We start from the raw sequence: 15,776 nt of genomic DNA on the forward strand, positions 1-15,776 counted from the left end.
TCAGGTTATGCTGACAAATTTGTCCAAAAATTCGGATTAAATTTGCAATCTACCATTAGTCTTCTTTGCATTTGAAACGATCGCTGGTTTATTACAACTACTGATTGCGATTTTGCTAGACCAACATGGTGCAAAATCAAAGTATTTACTGTTTGCACCACTCTACCTGCTACTGTATTGGTTGGTAAATCCAGTCACAATCGTAACGACTTTTTGGGCAGCAGTAAAAACGATTCTTGGTCGGGGCTCGGGTACGTGGGTGAGTCCGGAACGTAAGCAGTTACTTTAGCGAAAACATTAAGGTCACTGGTCGCCCCGTTGTTAATATTTTGGGGTTCTGGTACCATAAAATAGTTAATGTGAGGAGCAAGTTTTTTGACGGCTCCTTTTTGTTTAAGCTTTTTTAGTCAGAAAAAATATGAACGAGGCAATATAGATGCAATTCAAAGAATTAGCAGTCGATGATTTTTTTAAGTTTGAGCAGCAGCATCCAGCTGGCTCATACATGCAAACGCCAGCACAGCATGATGTGTTGGTTCAACGTAGCTGGCAATCACAATACATGGGTGTGGTTGACGATGATGGCAAGATCCTAGCTGTTGAACTATTGAATCATCGGCCAATGCACGTCGGTGAAATTTTTGAAGTTGCCGGTGGTCCATTGATCGATTACACGGATGCGGCGTTGGTTAAGTTTTTAGCTGATGAAACGGCTAAGTATGCTAGGGCGCATAAGGGGTTGGTATTGCGCTGGTTGCCAAATGGTCACACGCGTGCGTTTGGCGATGATGGACAAGTCGTGAAGGAATTTGATCAATCGTTCATCACGAATTTACAGGCTGCCGGATTTAAGTATCAAGCTTCCAAACCGGTCGTGCATGGTGAATACTCTAAAGTTTCATTGGGTTATGAATTTATGAAGGACCTTCGCGGGTTAACGGCAGAAACCCTCGAAAAAAGTTATACGCACGATGCCCAATACGGGATTAAGAAGACACAACAATTCGGTGTAAAGCTACGCCAATTGGACTATGACGAGCTGGCTGAGTTTAAAGAATATACCGACGCAACCGCAGAACGGCGTGGATTTAGTGATAAGACCTTAGATTATTACCAAAAGACATTCCGTGCTTACGGTGATGCAGTTCAATTCATCTTTGCTGAACTGAATTTTTCTGACTATATTAACGAAGAACAGCAAAAACATGATGCATTAAATGATCAAATTGCACCATTAGCTGAAAAAGTCGCTAATTCCCCGAAAAACAAGCGTGCTGCCAAACAATTAAACGAACTGAAAGATCAACAAAAGCAGCACGAGAAGCGCATTGCCGATGCTGATAAGCAGCGGACGAAGTATGGCGAAAGCGTTGTGCTGTCTGGGGGAATGTTTTTCATTCAACCACAGGAAATTGCGTACATGTTTAGTTTCACGAACGAAGCATTCAAGCGCTACTACGCGCCTTACTTGATTCAAAACCATATGATGCATTTGGCAATTGAAAAAGGGATTCCCAGTTATAACTTCTACGGTGTTACCGGGTTATTCGATGGCACGGATGGGGTGTTGAAGTTCAAACAATCCTTTAATGGTTTGACTTATGAAACGGCAGGGGTATTTACACGACCTGTCCGTCCAATGATGTATAAGCTGGTTCAAGGGTTGAAGAAACTTACTGGTCGGGATTAATTGGGTTTGAACCCGCCTCCTGCCAGTGGTATATTATTAGACGGTGTTTTATGCACACAAATTAATTAATTCAAAGGAGTTGCCGAAATGTCAGGACATAGTAAATGGCATAACATTCAAGGACGTAAAAACGCCCAGGATGCTAAGCGTGGAAAAATTTTCCAAAAGATCTCACGTGACTTATACCAAGCCGCAAAAGCTGGTGGTGCCGACCCTGATGGCAACGCCCAATTACGGTTAGTGATGGATAAAGCGAAGGCTGCCAACATGCCTAAGGACGTTGTTAAACGGGCCTTGGATAAAGCAACTGGTGCCGGTGGTGCGAAGTTTGAAGAAATCACTTATGAAGGCTATGGCCCTGGTGGTACTGCCATCATGGTTGCCGCTTTGACTGATAACAAGAACCGGACTGCATCTGCTGTCCGTTCTGCTTTCACACATCATGGTGGTGTGCTTGGTGCATCAGGTTCAGTTGCGTACATGTTCAACCGTCGTGGTTACATCGTGATCTTACGCGATGGCTTAGACGCCGACGAAGATACCATGTTAATGGATGCCTTGGATGCCGGTGCTGATGACATGACCACAACTGACGAGACGTTTGAAATCTTCACAGATGCAGGTCAATTAGCTGCCGTTCGTGATGCATTACGTGAACAAGGCTTCGACTTAGACACTGCTGAAATCACGATGATTCCAGAAAACACGACTGCTGTACCAGCTGATAAAGTATCACAATACGCTAACTTAATTGATGAGTTAAGCGAAAATGATGATGTTTCGGATGTGTACGAAGCAGCTGAATTACCAGAAGACGAAGAAGAATAAATTAAAGCTTTAATGAACTGTGTTTGACGATTACCGTCGAGCACAGTTTTTTTGTGTTCAAAAAATCATTTACACATGGATTGCGTATGTTAAAGGTGTGAAAGGAGTGAACATATGCAACCAGTTGAACGGTTGGCCGCTACCATCACCATGGCGGTCAAGAAGACAGCAAGCGATATTTATCTATTTCCACGGCATCAGGGTTATGAAGTCATTATTCATACGGCGACAGGTATTGAAAAATTGGCTGATTTATCGATTACACAGGCAACACAGGTCATTGCCTATGTTAAGTATCAAGCTAACATGGCCATCAGTGATCATCGTCGACCGCAAGTAGGTGCACTGTCATGGTCAGTGGGCGAGCAAAATTTACATTTACGGTTGTCGACTGTGGGCGATTTTCAAGATCATGAGTCAATGGTCATTCGCATTATTTATCCGTTGACACAGGTCAGTCATCATGTTCGTCAAAATCGGCAATGGCCAGCTATCAGTGCATTAGCGAAACAGCGTGGACTAATGGTTCTCAGCGGTCCTACTGGGGCCGGCAAGACAACCACGATTTATCAATTGGCAAAGGAACTCGGAGAATCAGCAGTTGTGTTGGCCATTGAGGATCCGGTAGAAATTACGGAGCCACAGTTCCTACAGCTACAAGTAAATGAATTGGCCGGTATGGGCTATGATGATTTGCTAAAACTTGCCCTTCGGCATCGTCCAGATGTCTTTATTATTGGTGAGATTCGGGATTTACAAACGGCTCAAGTAGCAATACGAGCAGCTTTAAGTGGCCATCTGGTACTAACGACGATTCATGCACAAAGTACGTTTGGTGTAGTGACACGTTTGCGACAGTTAGGTGTGAATGATTTAGATTTGCAACAAGCCTTGACGGGGGTGTGCTATCAGCGCTTGGTACCCGGAACAATTGCTCCTGTGACGATTTATGATTGGCTGACAAATAGTGAAGTATTCGATCAACCATTTGTGAATGGCGGTCAAGGCCAACAAATGAGTGGGAGGTGGCACGATGCCCTTAGTCAAGCAGTTGACGCCGGCGAAATCGTTCCGGTTGTGGCCAGTCAATACGCGGCCGGTTAGTCAGCGGCGAGTTCGCAAGTTGAGAGCAACAGAGGCTGCACAGCTATTTAGTTTATTAGCAGACGTCTTAAGCGTCGGGTTTTCATTGCGCGAAGGATTAAACTTTGCGCATGTCATGTTGCCAAAGCAACGTGAACAAATAAAACGGATTCAGGCACACTTAAAACAAGGTAATGCGTTTGCAATTGCCATTAAGACATTTGTCGATTTGGATTGCTATTACCAAATTAAAATTGCTGAGGAAAATGGGGAACTCACTCAAGTGTTAACCAATTTAGGCAACTATTTGGCAATTAAGCAGCGCCAGCAGCAAAAAATTAAAGCAGCGTTGCGTTATCCGTTAGCAATTTTAGGCTGTTTGGGAATTCTGATGGTTGCAATCAAACAGGCGATTCTTCCCGAATTAACATCGTTTAACCACACATTGGTCCATATGCCAGTTTGGGGTTGGTGGAGCCTAGGGACTTGCTCGATACTACTTGTTTTAGTTGGTGCTGGGACATTGTGGCTGGGGCATCAGCCAAGACTACGCCGGGTAGTTATTGGCAGTTATTTACCAATTGTTGGTCCGGTGCTAAAACTCTATTGGCATTATTACCTGTCACTCAATCTAGGCTTATTGTTGGCCAGTGGCTTACAGTCGCGGGACGTATTGAAGCTGTTGCAGACTTATCAACCAGAATCAGTGCTACGTCAGCTTGCAGACGCACTTCACCGGCACTTAAATGCAGGTCGTGACTTAGGGCAATTTGTGGATGGCTATGCTTTCTTACCGCCAACTTTTAAAGTGTTCTTTAACCGTGGTGCCACGTCTTTACAGACGGCGAAAGATTTGAAGGCAGATGCACATTTGACCTATCAAAGGCTATTTACACATATCGAAAATTTAATTGGGTTGGTGCAGCCTTTATTATTCGGTGTTATTGGACTAGCTATTGTTGGCATTTATCTCAGTATTTTATTACCGATGTATCACGCAATTGGAGGGCTTTCATGATTAAAAAAGGATTGGTGTATGGTGCTTTCAAGCGAATTAAAGCACCGGTGAGACAAGGCTTTACGCTTATCGAAATGGCTGTCGTCTTGTTTGTTATCTCGTTATTGATTTTGATTATTTTACCGAATATTTCTGACTCGCGTCGCAGTGCAAGCAAAACGCACAATGCTGCGTTTACCCAAGTCATTCAAACGCAGGTCGATCTTTATCAAAATGATAATGGTGATCAAAGCGTCACGTTTGCGGAGCTTGGTTCCGGCAAGTATTTAACGGATAAGCAGATTGCGAAAGCAAAAGCAGAGGGCATTGAGATTCATGACAATGTTGTGGAGAAAAAGTAGGGCTGCATTTACCTTAGTTGAAACACTGGTTACTTTGGGAATTGTGACGCTTAGTTTAACAGTTGGCATAATGGCCTTTAAGACGACGAGAGAGTTACAGACGGAACGGGCATTTATTAAGACGGTTGTCAGTTATGTTGAACAGGCTAAGGGGCAAGGCTTACATGATGGTCAGATCAAGCTGACATTTCGTCAAAGAGACTTATTGTACTTTGATGTGCTAGGTAAGCGTGAGCAGAAGTTGCCGTATCCGCAATCGCTCAGAGTGATTGCGGGCGCTAGCATTAGTTTTAACGGTGATCAAATGATCGGACCGCAGGAGATTGTCTTTAAATCACAGCGCGGGCGTTACTATGATTTAAAGCCGCAACTAGGATGGGGGATTATTCATGTCTCAGAAATATAATCGCGCTGGGTTTGTATTGTTGGATGCCGTGGTGGGACTATTGTTAACGACGAGCGGCTGTTGGGTAGTCAGCCAAGCACAATTGGTGATGAGTAACCGTCTCGTGATTGAACGCCGCCGCGTTGATCAAGCGCGGGTAGCTTATGAAAAAAGTTGCGTGGATCTGGGTCAAGCGATGGCAGCGACGCATGGCCAATAGACGGACAGGGTTTACATTAATCGAAAGCTTATTGGCATTATTGATTGGGTCTTTAGTGATGCTGAGTGTTGGGTTAACCGTGCAACAATTGCATCGCGATCAGACGACGGGGATGATTGCAGCTACACAGTTAGACAATGCGATTTTACATTTAACTGATGAACGCCGAAGTGCTCAATATATAAGTAACTCTAGTTCTGAAGTACGGTTATCAATGAAGCCGAGCGAGGGCATTGCAAAGGTTCACACATTAAAGGCAAGTCGTGGGCAACTAATGTTATCGACGATTGCCGGTGGATACATGCCGTTGGTTGAAAAGGTCAGCTCGGCCCAGTTTCGTTACGATAAAAGCTGTCTCATCATTGAATTGGTACTGTTTAACCATCAGCATGTAATACGTCAAATAGTCTTGCCGATGGGAGAAGTTTAATGCGACGAAATGGGTTTGTACTGCCGACAGGCATCTTTTTATTAGTGTTGGTGAGCATGGTCTTGTACTTTCACTTAGCAGGCTATCAGGCTGAAATGCGCGCGTTTCGTCACACACGAACCTATTGGCAAATTCAGACAATCACAAACCGTGTGAATGAAATTCACTTAGCAAAGCCGGCGCAAATCGACTTTCAATTTGCGGAGGGTTCAGCCTCGTTAAAAGGTTCACAAATAAGCATTCGATTAAGCAGCGGAGAAACCGCGATACGACACGTTTGGCAGCGTAATCAAATCTTGAAATAAGTTCTATAAATCGGTATCCTTAATGAGGATGCTTTTTTTATTTTCTGAATCAGGCGGAGAGGTGACCTAAACTGGCACAAGAAGAAGCACAGGCGTTATATACGACGCTTGATCAAGCAGTTACATTGCAACAAGCACAACTTGAAACGAGTTATCTTGACGCCTTTATCGAGGTTGGTGACGATTTAATTGATGGTGGCAATGTTCGTGTCGCTGAAGGACGCCCAGACAAAGCAGCGGTTGAACAACTAACGGCGCTTTATCAGCAGGCTGACTTGAGTCAATTGGATCAAGAAACTATTCGTCAAGGACTCCAACTGGTTTTATTAAAAGATATTGAAACAGATGCAATTGATGCGAATCATCAATTGACGCCTGACACCATTGGTTTTTTAGTGGCGTACCTGGCGAAACATGTCTTGCAAGTAAAGCAGCCAGCAATTTTAGATCTAGCCGTCGGGACAGGCAATCTGCTCACAACGGTGATGAATCAAATTTCGGCTAACACGAAAGAGACAGTTATCGGCTATGGTGTGGATAACGATGATTCGATGCTAGCTGCGGCTAATGTTTTGGGAACTTTACAGAAACATGACTTACAATTATTTCATCAAGATGCATTGGATCCACTGGTTATGCCTGAGGTTGACTTGGTTGTCAGTGATTTACCCGTTGGCTTTTATCCACTGGACGATCATGCCAAACAATTTGCTCTAGCAGCAAAGACGGGACATTCATATGTTCACCATTTGCTGCTAGAGCAAGCGGTGAAGCAGATGAAGCCTGGTGCCTGGGGAATCTTCTTGATTCCAAGTGCGTTGTTTACTTCAACGGAGGCACAGGGGTTAGTGCAGTGGATTCAAACCAATGCCCATTTACAAGGGTTACTAAATTTGCCTGAAGCGTTGTTTATGAATAAAGCGGCGCAAAAGGGAATTCTGTTACTTCAGAAAAAAGGCGGACAAGCGAAGCAGGCTGGTCAAGTGCTATTAGGCGAATTTCCATCATTTAAAGACCCCGCAGCAATGCGCCAGTTCACAGGACAAATTGATGACTGGATGCTCGCCAACGTGTCACATTAATTCACAAAAAATAAAGGAGATTTTCATCATGGGAAAAACGATTGCGGTTAACGCCGGTAGTTCATCTTTAAAGTTCCAACTGTTTGACATGCCATCAGAACGAGTTATTGCAAAGGGATTAGTTGATCGTATCGGACTTGCAGAAGGTTCCTTTACTATTAGCTACGGCGACGGACAGCATTTTAAGTTGGAACAACCCTTCAAGGATCACACTGTGGCAATCAACGTATTGCTGAAGGAATTGACTGGGTTGAAGATTATTGAAAGCTTCGATGAGATTACTGGAGTTGGTCATCGTGTCGTAGCCGGTGGTGAATATTTCAAGGATTCTGTTGTGATTGATGATGATGTATTGGCCAAGATTGACGAATTGGCTGAATATGCACCACTGCATAACCCCGCCAATGCAACTGGTATCCGTGCATTCCGGAAGGTGTTGCCAAATGCCAAGGCAGTCGCTGTTTTTGACACCTCGTTCCATACAACGATGCCAGAAGAAAATTACCTGTATTCGATTCCTTACGAATACTACGAAAAGTTTGGTGCGCGTCGTTATGGTGCTCACGGGACTAGCCACCGTTACGTATCAGCTAAGGCAGCTGACATACTTGGCAAACCTTTGTCAGAACTAAAATTAGTTACGTTGCATTTAGGTGCCGGCGCTTCGATTGCAGCCGTTAAAAATGGCGAATCAATTGATACGTCAATGGGCTTCACACCGTTGGCCGGAATTACCATGGCAACACGTTCTGGGGATATTGACCCTTCATTGGTCACATTCCTCCAACAAAAACTAGGGATTACCAATCCTGAAGCAATGATCGACATTTTGAACAAAAAGTCAGGTCTACAAGGAATCTCTGGGATTTCAAGTGACATGCGTGATCTTGAAAACAATGAAGATCACCGTGCACAATTAGCCATCGATATTTTTGTTAACCGGATCATCAAGTATGTTGGTTCTTACATTGCTGAAATGGGTGGCGTTGACGCCTTGGTCTTCACAGCCGGAATTGGTGAAAACGATGTTAATGTGCGTTCACGTGTTGCGAATGCCTTTAACTACATGGGTATCAAGGTTGACGCTGATAAGAACAATGTTCGTGATAAAGAAACAGTTATTTCAACGGATGATTCAACGGCCAAAGTGCTGTTAGTTCCAACCGATGAAGAACTGATGATTGCTCGTGATGTTGAGCGGTTAGCAAAGTAACTTCTATAATGAATTGAACCAGTAAGTGGGAGTTTTGGCTCCAAGTGCTGGTTAACGAAGACTGCGGACGGTTTTGTCCCAGTCTTTTTTGCTGTCCTAAAGCTGTGTAGAAATAGCGTTACACATCATGGTGAAAATATTTCACCGTACAAGTGAATTGGTTTCGTTTGTTCATGTATATAAATAAACGTATAATTAATTTCATGAATTGGGTGTTGGCCCAATGGATCGTTTGAAAGGCGAGGTCATTATGGAAGAAAAACCAGAAGCAACTCAGGAACTGTCGCGTGCGTTGAAAAGTCGGCACGTACAGTTAATTGCCATTGGCGGAACGATTGGGACAGGTCTGTTTTTAGGGGCGGGCCAGTCAATCCATCTAGCTGGACCAGCCATCATTTTGGTTTATATGCTAACAGGACTAATGTGTTTTCTATTGATGCGTGCGTTGGGTGAGCTGTTGATGTCTGATTTGTCACAACATTCATTCATTGATTTCATTGATCGCTACGTTGGTCCAAAGACTGGCTTCGCTGTTGGTTGGACATATTGGGTGGCATGGATCACGATAGCAATGGCGGAAATTACGGCTGTCGGCTTGTATATCAAGTTTTGGTTTCCAAATATCCCTCAGTGGATTCCTGGATTTATTATTTTATTGATACTGATGGGCTTAAATTTGGTCACGGTAGAAGCATTCGGTGAAACTGAATTTTGGTTCTCAATTATTAAAATTGTGGCGATTATTGCATTGATTGTTATTGGTTTGGTTATGGTTGCTTTCTCAGTCAAGACACCTGCTGGGCATGCATCATTTGGTAACTTAGTGCGTGATGGCGGCTTCTTCGCAAAAGGTGCAAAGGGCTTCATGCTTTCCTTCCAAATGGTTGTCTTTGCCTTTGTTGGAATTGAAATGGTAGGGATGACAGCATCGGAAACAGCTGACCCAAAGACAGTTATTCCGAAGGCCATCAACGAAATTCCCATGCGGATCATTTTGTTCTATGTTGGGTCATTACTGGTCATTATGAGTATCTATCCATGGTCCGCTGTTTCACCAGACAGCAGCCCCTTTGTCCAAGTCTTTCAAAATGTGGGGATCAAAGCTGCAGCCGGGATTATTAACTTTGTTGTTCTAACGGCTGCTGCCTCTGCATGTAACAGTTCACTGTTTACGACTGGACGGATGCTGTATTCACTAACGTACGATGGTAAGTCACGCTTTAGTAAAAAGATGAGTCGTTTGTCTAAACATCAGGTACCAGCCAATGCATTACGGTTCTCAACGTTAGTCATCGCATTGTCAGTTGTATTAAATTACTTATTCCCAGCCGGGGTATTCACCTTGATTTCTAGTGTGGCGACAACCTGTTTCATTGTTATCTGGGGATTGATCATCGTGGCACATTTACGGTACCGTCGTGAACAAAAAGCACAACATGCAACATTAGGCAGTTTTGTAATGCCATTAGCGCCAATAACCGATTACTTTGTTTTAGCGTTCCTTGGTTTTGTTGCATTAGTAATGTTGATGAAGGTTGAAACGATGGTTGCTTTAATTGGTGCCGCAGTTTGGTTTGGTGCGTTATACATCATCAAAACAATGAGCGATCGCAAAGTAACGTTGGCTGACAAGTAGTTATTAATCTATTGGGATAAAGGTTGGTAGTTCTAGGTCTGCACAGTGACCTGACGATTGCTTTCACTATTTAGGCTCGAAATTCAAAAAACGTGTTTAGGACAGGCTTACGTCCCAAACACGTTTTTCGTTTGTAAATTCAAATGCTACTTTTTATGACTAATGAGTCACTTCTGCCGTATAGGGTGCTGTGTGGTACAATGGGAGCACGAAAATGTCGAGGGAGGTCAGCCAAGTGCGCTATTTTACATCAGATACACATTTCTTTCATGAACAGTTATTGGGGATGAATGATTTTGCGCCGCGGCCGTTTTTGACCGTCCACGACATGAATGAAACCATCATCGAAAATTGGAACGCAGTGGTTAACGAAACCGATACAGTGTACCATTTGGGCGATATTGCGATGTATTTTACGCGTCCAGCCAGTATTTCAATTATGGCGGTGAGTGATGTTTTAAATCGCCTGAATGGGCATTTAATTTTAATTAAGGGGAATCATGACAATCGGGCGCTTTTTAAATACTTGGAGCAGCACAACGCGCAATTGTCTGATGGTAAACCCAAATTTGAATTTCATGATGTTGGGGTTTATTTGAAATATGATCATCGCCAGTATTATCTAACCCATTATCCATTTTCACTTGGAATCGTGGGGAATGTGATCAACCTGCATGGCCACATTCATCATTACGCGATGCCTGCAAAGGAAAATATCAATGTGGGTGTTGATACGCCAGAGACGGCCTACCTCGACCATGAGGTGCCATTTGGCAGACCGTTTTCATTTGCAGAAGTGGAACAAATGGTCACAGGTAAAGCAATTGATTATCAAAAACGTCATTAATATATTTATAAAAGAAGGGAGTGACCATCATCGATCGAGAGCATATTCAACAATTAGCGGAAGAAGCGCAAGTTAAACGAGCAGCAATGTTTACCGTTGTGCGCGAGAATGATGCGCAATTTTTCATCAATGGACATCCTTATGAAGTGGTGACCAATTTCCATGATGCCTTTGATGTCCATAAATTTTCTGATCGGTATAGCACAGTGCTCAGCAAGTACGATTTCATTGTGGGGGACTGGGGCTTTGACCAGCTACGTCTAAAAGGCTTTTACGCGGCCGACAAGCAAGGCGCCGCTGTGTCCCAAACAGTGACAGCAATTCAAGATTATATCTATGAATATTGTAATTTTGGTTGTGCTTACTTTGTGCTGCATAACTTAGATGTAGAAGTGGAGCAGCAAGACCGTCCACAACGTGCAGAACGCCAAACAACGCATCGGTCACGGCGTCGGCGTAGCAACAAGGCACGAACTGGTGAACAAACGGATACGAAGCAAGCTAAACAGACCAACAGTGCTGATAAGAATACGTCGCATCACCAGTTTGAAACACGGCAAAAGAACACCGCATCTGGACAAGCACACATTAAAGAACGTAAAGTCACCAAGACACAGCGTCCACAAGCAGGCGGAAATCAACAGGTGAACAGTTCACATAATCGCAAGCCAGGTCGACGGCATTTTACGATTCGGCAAAAATCTACTAGCGGACAAGATAACAAATAGGGAGGTCCCAGTGCATGGAGCATTATGCCGGGTACTTGATTGATTTAGACGGTACTATTTACCAAGGAAAAACACAGATTCCCACGGCGCAAGCATTCATGCAACGGTTGATCGATAGTGGTCAACCGTATTTGTTTGTGACGAATAATTCTACGCGGACACCAGCAGATGTTGCAGAAAATTTGCAACAAAATCACCACGTGCCAACAACTGCTGCACATGTGTACACGACGGCGATTGCGACAGCGGACTATTTAAAACGTCAGGCCGAGACTAATGGGCAAGCATTGACAGCGTATGCTATTGGCGAACAAGGGTTACGAACGGCTTTGACTAACGTTGGTTTTACACTCGTTGAGGATAGCTCAAAAACGCCGACTTTTGTTGTGGTGGGGTTGGATCGTGATGTGACTTACGAAAAGTTTGTGCAGGCTGTATTAGCAATTCAGCATGGTGCTAAATTTATCGCGACGAACTTGGATACAAATATTCCCAATCAGCGGGGGATGCTGCCTGGCGCAGGTGCAGTAGTTGATTTCGTGCGCTATGCAACGGGCATCGAACCATTAGCTATTGGTAAGCCAAGCACGATTATTATGGAAGAAGCGTTACGCAAATTGGCCCTGTCGGCGACTGAAACCGTGATGGTGGGAGATAATCTGCAAACGGATATTCAGGCGGCCGTCAATGCTGGAATGGATTCACTAATGACGTTGACTGGTTTATCGCAACCAGCAGACATTGAGCGATTGAAAATTCAACCAACCCACATCGTGGCGGATTTAATCGAGTGGCAGGTGTAGCCCATGGTTAGACAGAAGATGGCTCACTGGCTGCGGTATGCATGCGGGTGGTTTTTTATTTTGACAAGCGCAGTGTGGTTGACGGTGCACGCGGTGTGGTTATACCGCATAACCTTAAGTACAACGGATGTTTTGGCACAGGTCGGATTATCTGCGCGCACCATGATGCATAACTATTGGCAATTGCTGGCCTATTTGGATTGGCCTTGGATCACACAGCTGCACATGAGTAACTTTACCGACTCAGCAGCTGCGTTGAAGCACTTTGCAGATGTTAAACGGCTATTGTTAGTCAATAACGTGGTTTTACTTGTAACACTTCCGGTTGTGGCTCATGGCTTGTGGCGGTTGCAGCGTGAAAAAAGGTTTTGGCAACTACTTTTACCAATGCAATGGGCATTGCCAGTGGCACCAGTGATAGCTGCATTAATGGCCATTAACTTTGATCAGTTTTTTGTGATGTTTCATCAACTATTGTTCAGAAATGATGACTGGTTGTTCGATCCACGGTTTGATCCAATCATCAATGCGTTACCGGAGTCGTTTTTCTTAGCTTGTTTTGTGCTTTTCTTTCTAATCTTTGAAGGCTGGCTAGTACTCGGATATATCGTTGCGAGACGATCGGCTAAATAAAAAAAGTTGCCTCTTGACGAGACAACTTTTTTTATTTGGCTGATTTAAATTTACCGTGAAGATAACTGGCAACCGCGGGAATCAATGAAATGATGATGATGCCAAGAACCACAATGGAGAAATGTTCTTTAACAAATGGAATATTTCCGAAGAAGTATCCACCAGCACAGCATAAAATGACCCAAGAGATACAGCCAATTAATGAGTAACGAATGAAACGACGGTAAGGCATGTTTGAGCCACCTGCAACGAAGGGCGCAAAGGTCCGAATGATGGGCATGAACCGGGCTAAGATAATTGCCATCGCGCCATGCTTGTTAAAAAATGCTTCGGAACGCTCTAGTGAATCTTTTTGAATGAGCTTGCCAAACAATGAATGATTCGTCAAAGCATGACCGACACGTTGTCCAATGAAAAAGTTAAGTGAATCTCCAGAGATACAAGCAACCAGGAACAAAGTGACAAACGTCCAGATGTTTAAATGATAAACAGGATTTGCGGCCAGTGCACACGCGGCGAAGAGCAATGAATCACCGGGCAGAAAAGGCATGATCACTGCACCAGTTTCGATGAAGATAATGCCAAACAAAATTAGGTACGTCCAGTTACCAAAGGTGTTTACCAGCGTAACTAAGTGCGCATCAATATGTAATACAAAGTCAATTAAAGTCGACATGGAAAAGTCCTTCCTTAACGGGAGTGATTTAAAAAAGCAAAACTGTGTAACGCGCCTACTATATCAGAAATGACGTTTAGAAAACACCTTGGAATGAGAACCGCTTATTGAAATTAAGAAAATAGCAAGGAACGTTGACTGTTTTTTGATTACTTAATTGCATGTGGTGGGTTGGTTGTTTACAATGAAAAAGATTTGAAACGGTTAAAAGGATCATTAATTCAAATAACAATAGAAAAAAGGAGTTCATATTATGTATCCACAAATTAATTTAGATAAAGCAGAGGGTCCTTCAGTTATCATCAAGACAACGATGGGAGATTTCACGGTTCAATTATTCGAAGCACAAGCACCTAAGACAGTTGCTAACTTTGTCGGTTTGGCAAAGCAAGGGTACTACGACGGCGTTAGTTTTCATCGGGTCATTAGTGACTTCATGATTCAAGGTGGCGACCCAACCGGTAGTGGTGCTGGTGGTGAAAGTATTTACGGAGGGGAATTTGAAGACGAATTCTCACAGGAATTGTTCAACTTCCGTGGTGCACTGTCCATGGCCAATGCTGGTCCGAACACAAATGGTAGTCAGTTCTTCATCGTGCAGGCAAAACATGTCCCAGCAGATATGATTGGGCAGTTAGATGATATGGGGTTAGACCAAGAAGTTATCGATAAGTACAAACAAGGCGGTACGCCATGGCTAGATGGGCATCATACGGTCTTCGGTCAGGTAACCGATGGAATGGCTGTTATCGATGCAATGGCCGACGTTTCTACTAATTATGAAGATCGTCCAGAAGTGCCCATTCTAATTAATAGCATTACAGTTAGTGATTAGATTCAGTTGGGGGCTGCAACATGACGTATCGGATTGGTCAAATAGTGACCGGCACGGTAACGGGGATCCAATCTTATGGCGTGTTTGTTAGTTTAGATGACACACACCAAGGCCTTATTCATATATCTGAAGCAAAGTTTGGATACGTGGATGATTTGAACCAGTTGTTTAAGGTTGGCGAATCAGTTACCGCAATGGTCTTAGATATTGATGAGTACTCGCATAAAATCAGTTTATCGTTGAGAAGTATGACCGAATCACAGATGAAGGCTGGTGTTACAACGGCACCACAACATAAACGTTATTGGACAAACTGGCACTTAAATGCCGGTTTTGATCCGATTGCAAATGCCATGCCTGACTGGTTGATCGAGGCCAAAAGACGCTTTATTGATGAGCATCATTAAAAGGACGGAGTAGATAATGAAACAAGTAGCAGGTACGATTTTAAGTATTGATGACGGCACACCAAGCTTTTTGGTGACCGTCGATCAAGCGACGGGAAAGTATGGGTTCTTTAACACAACTGTTAGCGAAGACAAAACTGCATTAGCCAGTGTGCTTGATGAACTGCATAATGATTTAGCAATTGATTTAGAATCATTAAGGCTCAGTGAGTTGACAACATGCGAGCTAGATGCGGAGAACATCTCGTTGTTTGTGTTTGATCATGTGCAAGTTGATGCGAGTTTAGAGTCAAAGGCAAGCGCACACGGCTTAGCGTTTGTGCAGGGCAATAAGCTTCACGAACTCTTTCATGACGTGAAGTTTGATGCTGCACCAGTATTCGATTAAAGATGATTTGCAAACTTTTTTCAATTTAGGCTTGACCGAATAAGCTGAGATTGATATAGTATTACTTGCTGCTACGAAAGCTTGATGTGACAGCGATTTGCACCGCTTCTGCAACAAAGAAATTCTTGAATTTCTGTTTGACACATTGGCGAGCAAATGATATTATCTAATAGTTGTCTTGAGGCAACGAAGTAGATCTTTGAAAACTGAACAATGTTAAGACGAAAC

At 43.5% G+C, this 15,776-nt stretch carries 20 protein-coding genes and 1 pseudogene; 20 read left to right on the forward strand and 1 reads right to left on the reverse strand.

Features of this window, described 5'->3' with window-relative positions; all coding sequences use genetic code 11:
* Window positions 1–61: 61 nt before the first annotated feature.
* The 17 genes and pseudogenes from IV55_RS10590 to IV55_RS09700 all read left to right on the forward strand — a co-directional run.
* A pseudogene (locus tag IV55_RS10590) lies at window positions 62–289 on the forward strand (glycosyltransferase family 2 protein); the annotation flags it as partial.
* 147 nt (window positions 290–436) lie between these two features.
* Complete coding sequence (locus tag IV55_RS09625; protein ID WP_057811673.1) at window positions 437–1,690, forward strand: peptidoglycan bridge formation glycyltransferase FemA/FemB family protein; 1,254 nt, start codon at window positions 437–439, stop codon at window positions 1,688–1,690.
* Between the two features lie 87 nt (window positions 1,691–1,777).
* Window positions 1,778–2,518 (forward strand): YebC/PmpR family DNA-binding transcriptional regulator, encoded by a 741-nt coding sequence (locus IV55_RS09630; protein WP_057811674.1) that lies wholly within the window; start codon window positions 1,778–1,780, stop codon window positions 2,516–2,518.
* A 114-nt stretch (window positions 2,519–2,632) separates the two neighbouring features.
* A complete protein-coding gene (gene comGA / locus IV55_RS09635) occupies window positions 2,633–3,622 on the forward strand; it encodes a competence type IV pilus ATPase ComGA (RefSeq protein ID WP_083484018.1) in 990 nt (329 codons plus the stop codon).
* Entirely contained in the window at window positions 3,552–4,619 is a 1,068-nt protein-coding gene (locus IV55_RS09640) for a type II secretion system F family protein (protein ID WP_057811676.1), read from the forward strand. The genes comGA and IV55_RS09640 overlap by 71 nt, the downstream gene beginning before the upstream one ends.
* Entirely contained in the window at window positions 4,619–4,960 is a 342-nt protein-coding gene (comGC, locus tag IV55_RS09645) for a competence type IV pilus major pilin ComGC (RefSeq protein ID WP_371858875.1), read from the forward strand. Before IV55_RS09640 ends, comGC begins: the two co-directional genes overlap by 1 nt.
* Window positions 4,941–5,366 (forward strand): pilus assembly FimT family protein, encoded by a 426-nt coding sequence (locus IV55_RS09650; RefSeq protein WP_057811680.1) that lies wholly within the window; start codon window positions 4,941–4,943, stop codon window positions 5,364–5,366. The genes comGC and IV55_RS09650 overlap by 20 nt, the downstream gene beginning before the upstream one ends.
* Complete coding sequence (locus IV55_RS10375; protein WP_057811682.1) at window positions 5,350–5,565, forward strand: hypothetical protein; 216 nt, start codon at window positions 5,350–5,352, stop codon at window positions 5,563–5,565. The genes IV55_RS09650 and IV55_RS10375 overlap by 17 nt, the downstream gene beginning before the upstream one ends.
* The gene (locus IV55_RS09660) at window positions 5,555–5,995 is read left to right on the forward strand and encodes a type II secretion system protein (protein WP_057811684.1); all 441 of its coding nucleotides are present in this window, start codon (window positions 5,555–5,557) and stop codon (window positions 5,993–5,995) included. Before IV55_RS10375 ends, IV55_RS09660 begins: the two co-directional genes overlap by 11 nt.
* Window positions 5,995–6,300: a hypothetical protein gene (locus IV55_RS09665; protein WP_057811685.1), complete on the forward strand. Its 306-nt coding sequence runs from the start codon at window positions 5,995–5,997 to the stop codon at window positions 6,298–6,300. Before IV55_RS09660 ends, IV55_RS09665 begins: the two co-directional genes overlap by 1 nt.
* A 71-nt stretch (window positions 6,301–6,371) precedes the next feature.
* Window positions 6,372–7,382, forward strand: a complete 1,011-nt coding sequence (locus IV55_RS09670) for an N-6 DNA methylase (protein ID WP_057811687.1) — start codon at window positions 6,372–6,374, stop codon at window positions 7,380–7,382.
* A 28-nt stretch (window positions 7,383–7,410) separates the two neighbouring features.
* Complete coding sequence (locus IV55_RS09675; RefSeq protein ID WP_057811689.1) at window positions 7,411–8,595, forward strand: acetate/propionate family kinase; 1,185 nt, start codon at window positions 7,411–7,413, stop codon at window positions 8,593–8,595.
* A gap of 223 nt (window positions 8,596–8,818) precedes the next feature.
* Complete coding sequence (locus tag IV55_RS09680; RefSeq protein WP_225425863.1) at window positions 8,819–10,231, forward strand: amino acid permease; 1,413 nt, start codon at window positions 8,819–8,821, stop codon at window positions 10,229–10,231.
* Window positions 10,232–10,466: 235 nt separating this feature from the next.
* Entirely contained in the window at window positions 10,467–11,078 is a 612-nt protein-coding gene (locus tag IV55_RS09685) for a metallophosphoesterase family protein (RefSeq protein ID WP_057811691.1), read from the forward strand.
* Between the two features lie 20 nt (window positions 11,079–11,098).
* The gene (locus tag IV55_RS09690) at window positions 11,099–11,806 is read left to right on the forward strand and encodes a YutD family protein (RefSeq protein ID WP_057811693.1); all 708 of its coding nucleotides are present in this window, start codon (window positions 11,099–11,101) and stop codon (window positions 11,804–11,806) included.
* Window positions 11,807–11,820: 14 nt separating this feature from the next.
* Entirely contained in the window at window positions 11,821–12,609 is a 789-nt protein-coding gene (locus tag IV55_RS09695; protein WP_057811695.1) for a TIGR01457 family HAD-type hydrolase, read from the forward strand.
* A gap of 18 nt (window positions 12,610–12,627) precedes the next feature.
* Window positions 12,628–13,242 carry a TIGR01906 family membrane protein gene (locus tag IV55_RS09700; protein WP_083484020.1) on the forward strand — a complete coding sequence of 205 codons (615 nt, stop codon included), beginning with the start codon at window positions 12,628–12,630 and terminating at the stop codon, window positions 13,240–13,242.
* Between the two features lie 31 nt (window positions 13,243–13,273).
* Here IV55_RS09700 and IV55_RS09705 read toward each other — a convergent pair whose 3' ends face one another.
* Window positions 13,274–13,918 (reverse strand): VTT domain-containing protein, encoded by a 645-nt coding sequence (locus IV55_RS09705; RefSeq protein ID WP_057811699.1) that lies wholly within the window; start codon window positions 13,916–13,918, stop codon window positions 13,274–13,276.
* Window positions 13,919–14,171: 253 nt separating this feature from the next.
* Here IV55_RS09705 and IV55_RS09710 point away from each other — a divergent pair, with 253 nt between their 5' ends.
* Genes IV55_RS09710 through IV55_RS09720 form a run of 3 tightly spaced genes read left to right on the forward strand, consistent with a single transcriptional unit; the run spans window position 14,172 to window position 15,548 of the window.
* Window positions 14,172–14,753, forward strand: a complete 582-nt coding sequence (locus tag IV55_RS09710; protein ID WP_057811701.1) for a peptidylprolyl isomerase — start codon at window positions 14,172–14,174, stop codon at window positions 14,751–14,753.
* A 20-nt stretch (window positions 14,754–14,773) separates the two neighbouring features.
* On the forward strand, window positions 14,774–15,160 hold the full coding sequence (locus IV55_RS09715) for a CvfD/Ygs/GSP13 family RNA-binding post-transcriptional regulator (RefSeq protein ID WP_057811704.1): 387 nt from the start codon (window positions 14,774–14,776) through the stop codon (window positions 15,158–15,160).
* Between the two features lie 16 nt (window positions 15,161–15,176).
* Window positions 15,177–15,548: a hypothetical protein gene (locus IV55_RS09720; RefSeq protein ID WP_057811706.1), complete on the forward strand. Its 372-nt coding sequence runs from the start codon at window positions 15,177–15,179 to the stop codon at window positions 15,546–15,548.
* Window positions 15,549–15,776: the final 228 nt, after the last annotated feature.

The sequence above is a fragment of the Furfurilactobacillus siliginis genome (assembly GCF_001437435.1).
GTDB classification, from domain to species: Bacteria; Bacillota; Bacilli; order Lactobacillales; family Lactobacillaceae; genus Furfurilactobacillus; species Furfurilactobacillus siliginis.

Bases quoted from the DNA above. Each gene is read 5' to 3' on its own strand.
- IV55_RS09625 (WP_057811673.1), top strand. From the start codon at position 437: ATGCAATTCAAAGAATTAGCAGTCGATGATTTTTTTAAGTTTGAGCAG.
- IV55_RS09630 (WP_057811674.1), top strand. From the start codon at position 1,778: ATGTCAGGACATAGTAAATGGCATAACATTCAAGGACGTAAAAACGCC.
- comGA (WP_083484018.1), top strand. From the start codon at position 2,633: ATGCAACCAGTTGAACGGTTGGCCGCTACCATCACCATGGCGGTCAAG.
- IV55_RS09640 (WP_057811676.1), top strand. From the start codon at position 3,552: ATGCCCTTAGTCAAGCAGTTGACGCCGGCGAAATCGTTCCGGTTGTGG.
- IV55_RS09650 (WP_057811680.1), top strand. From the start codon at position 4,941: ATGTTGTGGAGAAAAAGTAGGGCTGCATTTACCTTAGTTGAAACACTG.
- IV55_RS10375 (WP_057811682.1), top strand. From the start codon at position 5,350: ATGTCTCAGAAATATAATCGCGCTGGGTTTGTATTGTTGGATGCCGTG.
- IV55_RS09660 (WP_057811684.1), top strand. From the start codon at position 5,555: ATGGCCAATAGACGGACAGGGTTTACATTAATCGAAAGCTTATTGGCA.
- IV55_RS09665 (WP_057811685.1), top strand. From the start codon at position 5,995: ATGCGACGAAATGGGTTTGTACTGCCGACAGGCATCTTTTTATTAGTG.
- IV55_RS09675 (WP_057811689.1), top strand. From the start codon at position 7,411: ATGGGAAAAACGATTGCGGTTAACGCCGGTAGTTCATCTTTAAAGTTC.
- IV55_RS09680 (WP_225425863.1), top strand. From the start codon at position 8,819: ATGGATCGTTTGAAAGGCGAGGTCATTATGGAAGAAAAACCAGAAGCA.
- IV55_RS09695 (WP_057811695.1), top strand. From the start codon at position 11,821: ATGGAGCATTATGCCGGGTACTTGATTGATTTAGACGGTACTATTTAC.
- IV55_RS09700 (WP_083484020.1), top strand. From the start codon at position 12,628: ATGGCTCACTGGCTGCGGTATGCATGCGGGTGGTTTTTTATTTTGACA.
- IV55_RS09705 (WP_057811699.1), bottom strand. From the start codon at position 13,918: ATGTCGACTTTAATTGACTTTGTATTACATATTGATGCGCACTTAGTT.
- IV55_RS09710 (WP_057811701.1), top strand. From the start codon at position 14,172: ATGTATCCACAAATTAATTTAGATAAAGCAGAGGGTCCTTCAGTTATC.
- IV55_RS09715 (WP_057811704.1), top strand. From the start codon at position 14,774: ATGACGTATCGGATTGGTCAAATAGTGACCGGCACGGTAACGGGGATC.
- IV55_RS09720 (WP_057811706.1), top strand. From the start codon at position 15,177: ATGAAACAAGTAGCAGGTACGATTTTAAGTATTGATGACGGCACACCA.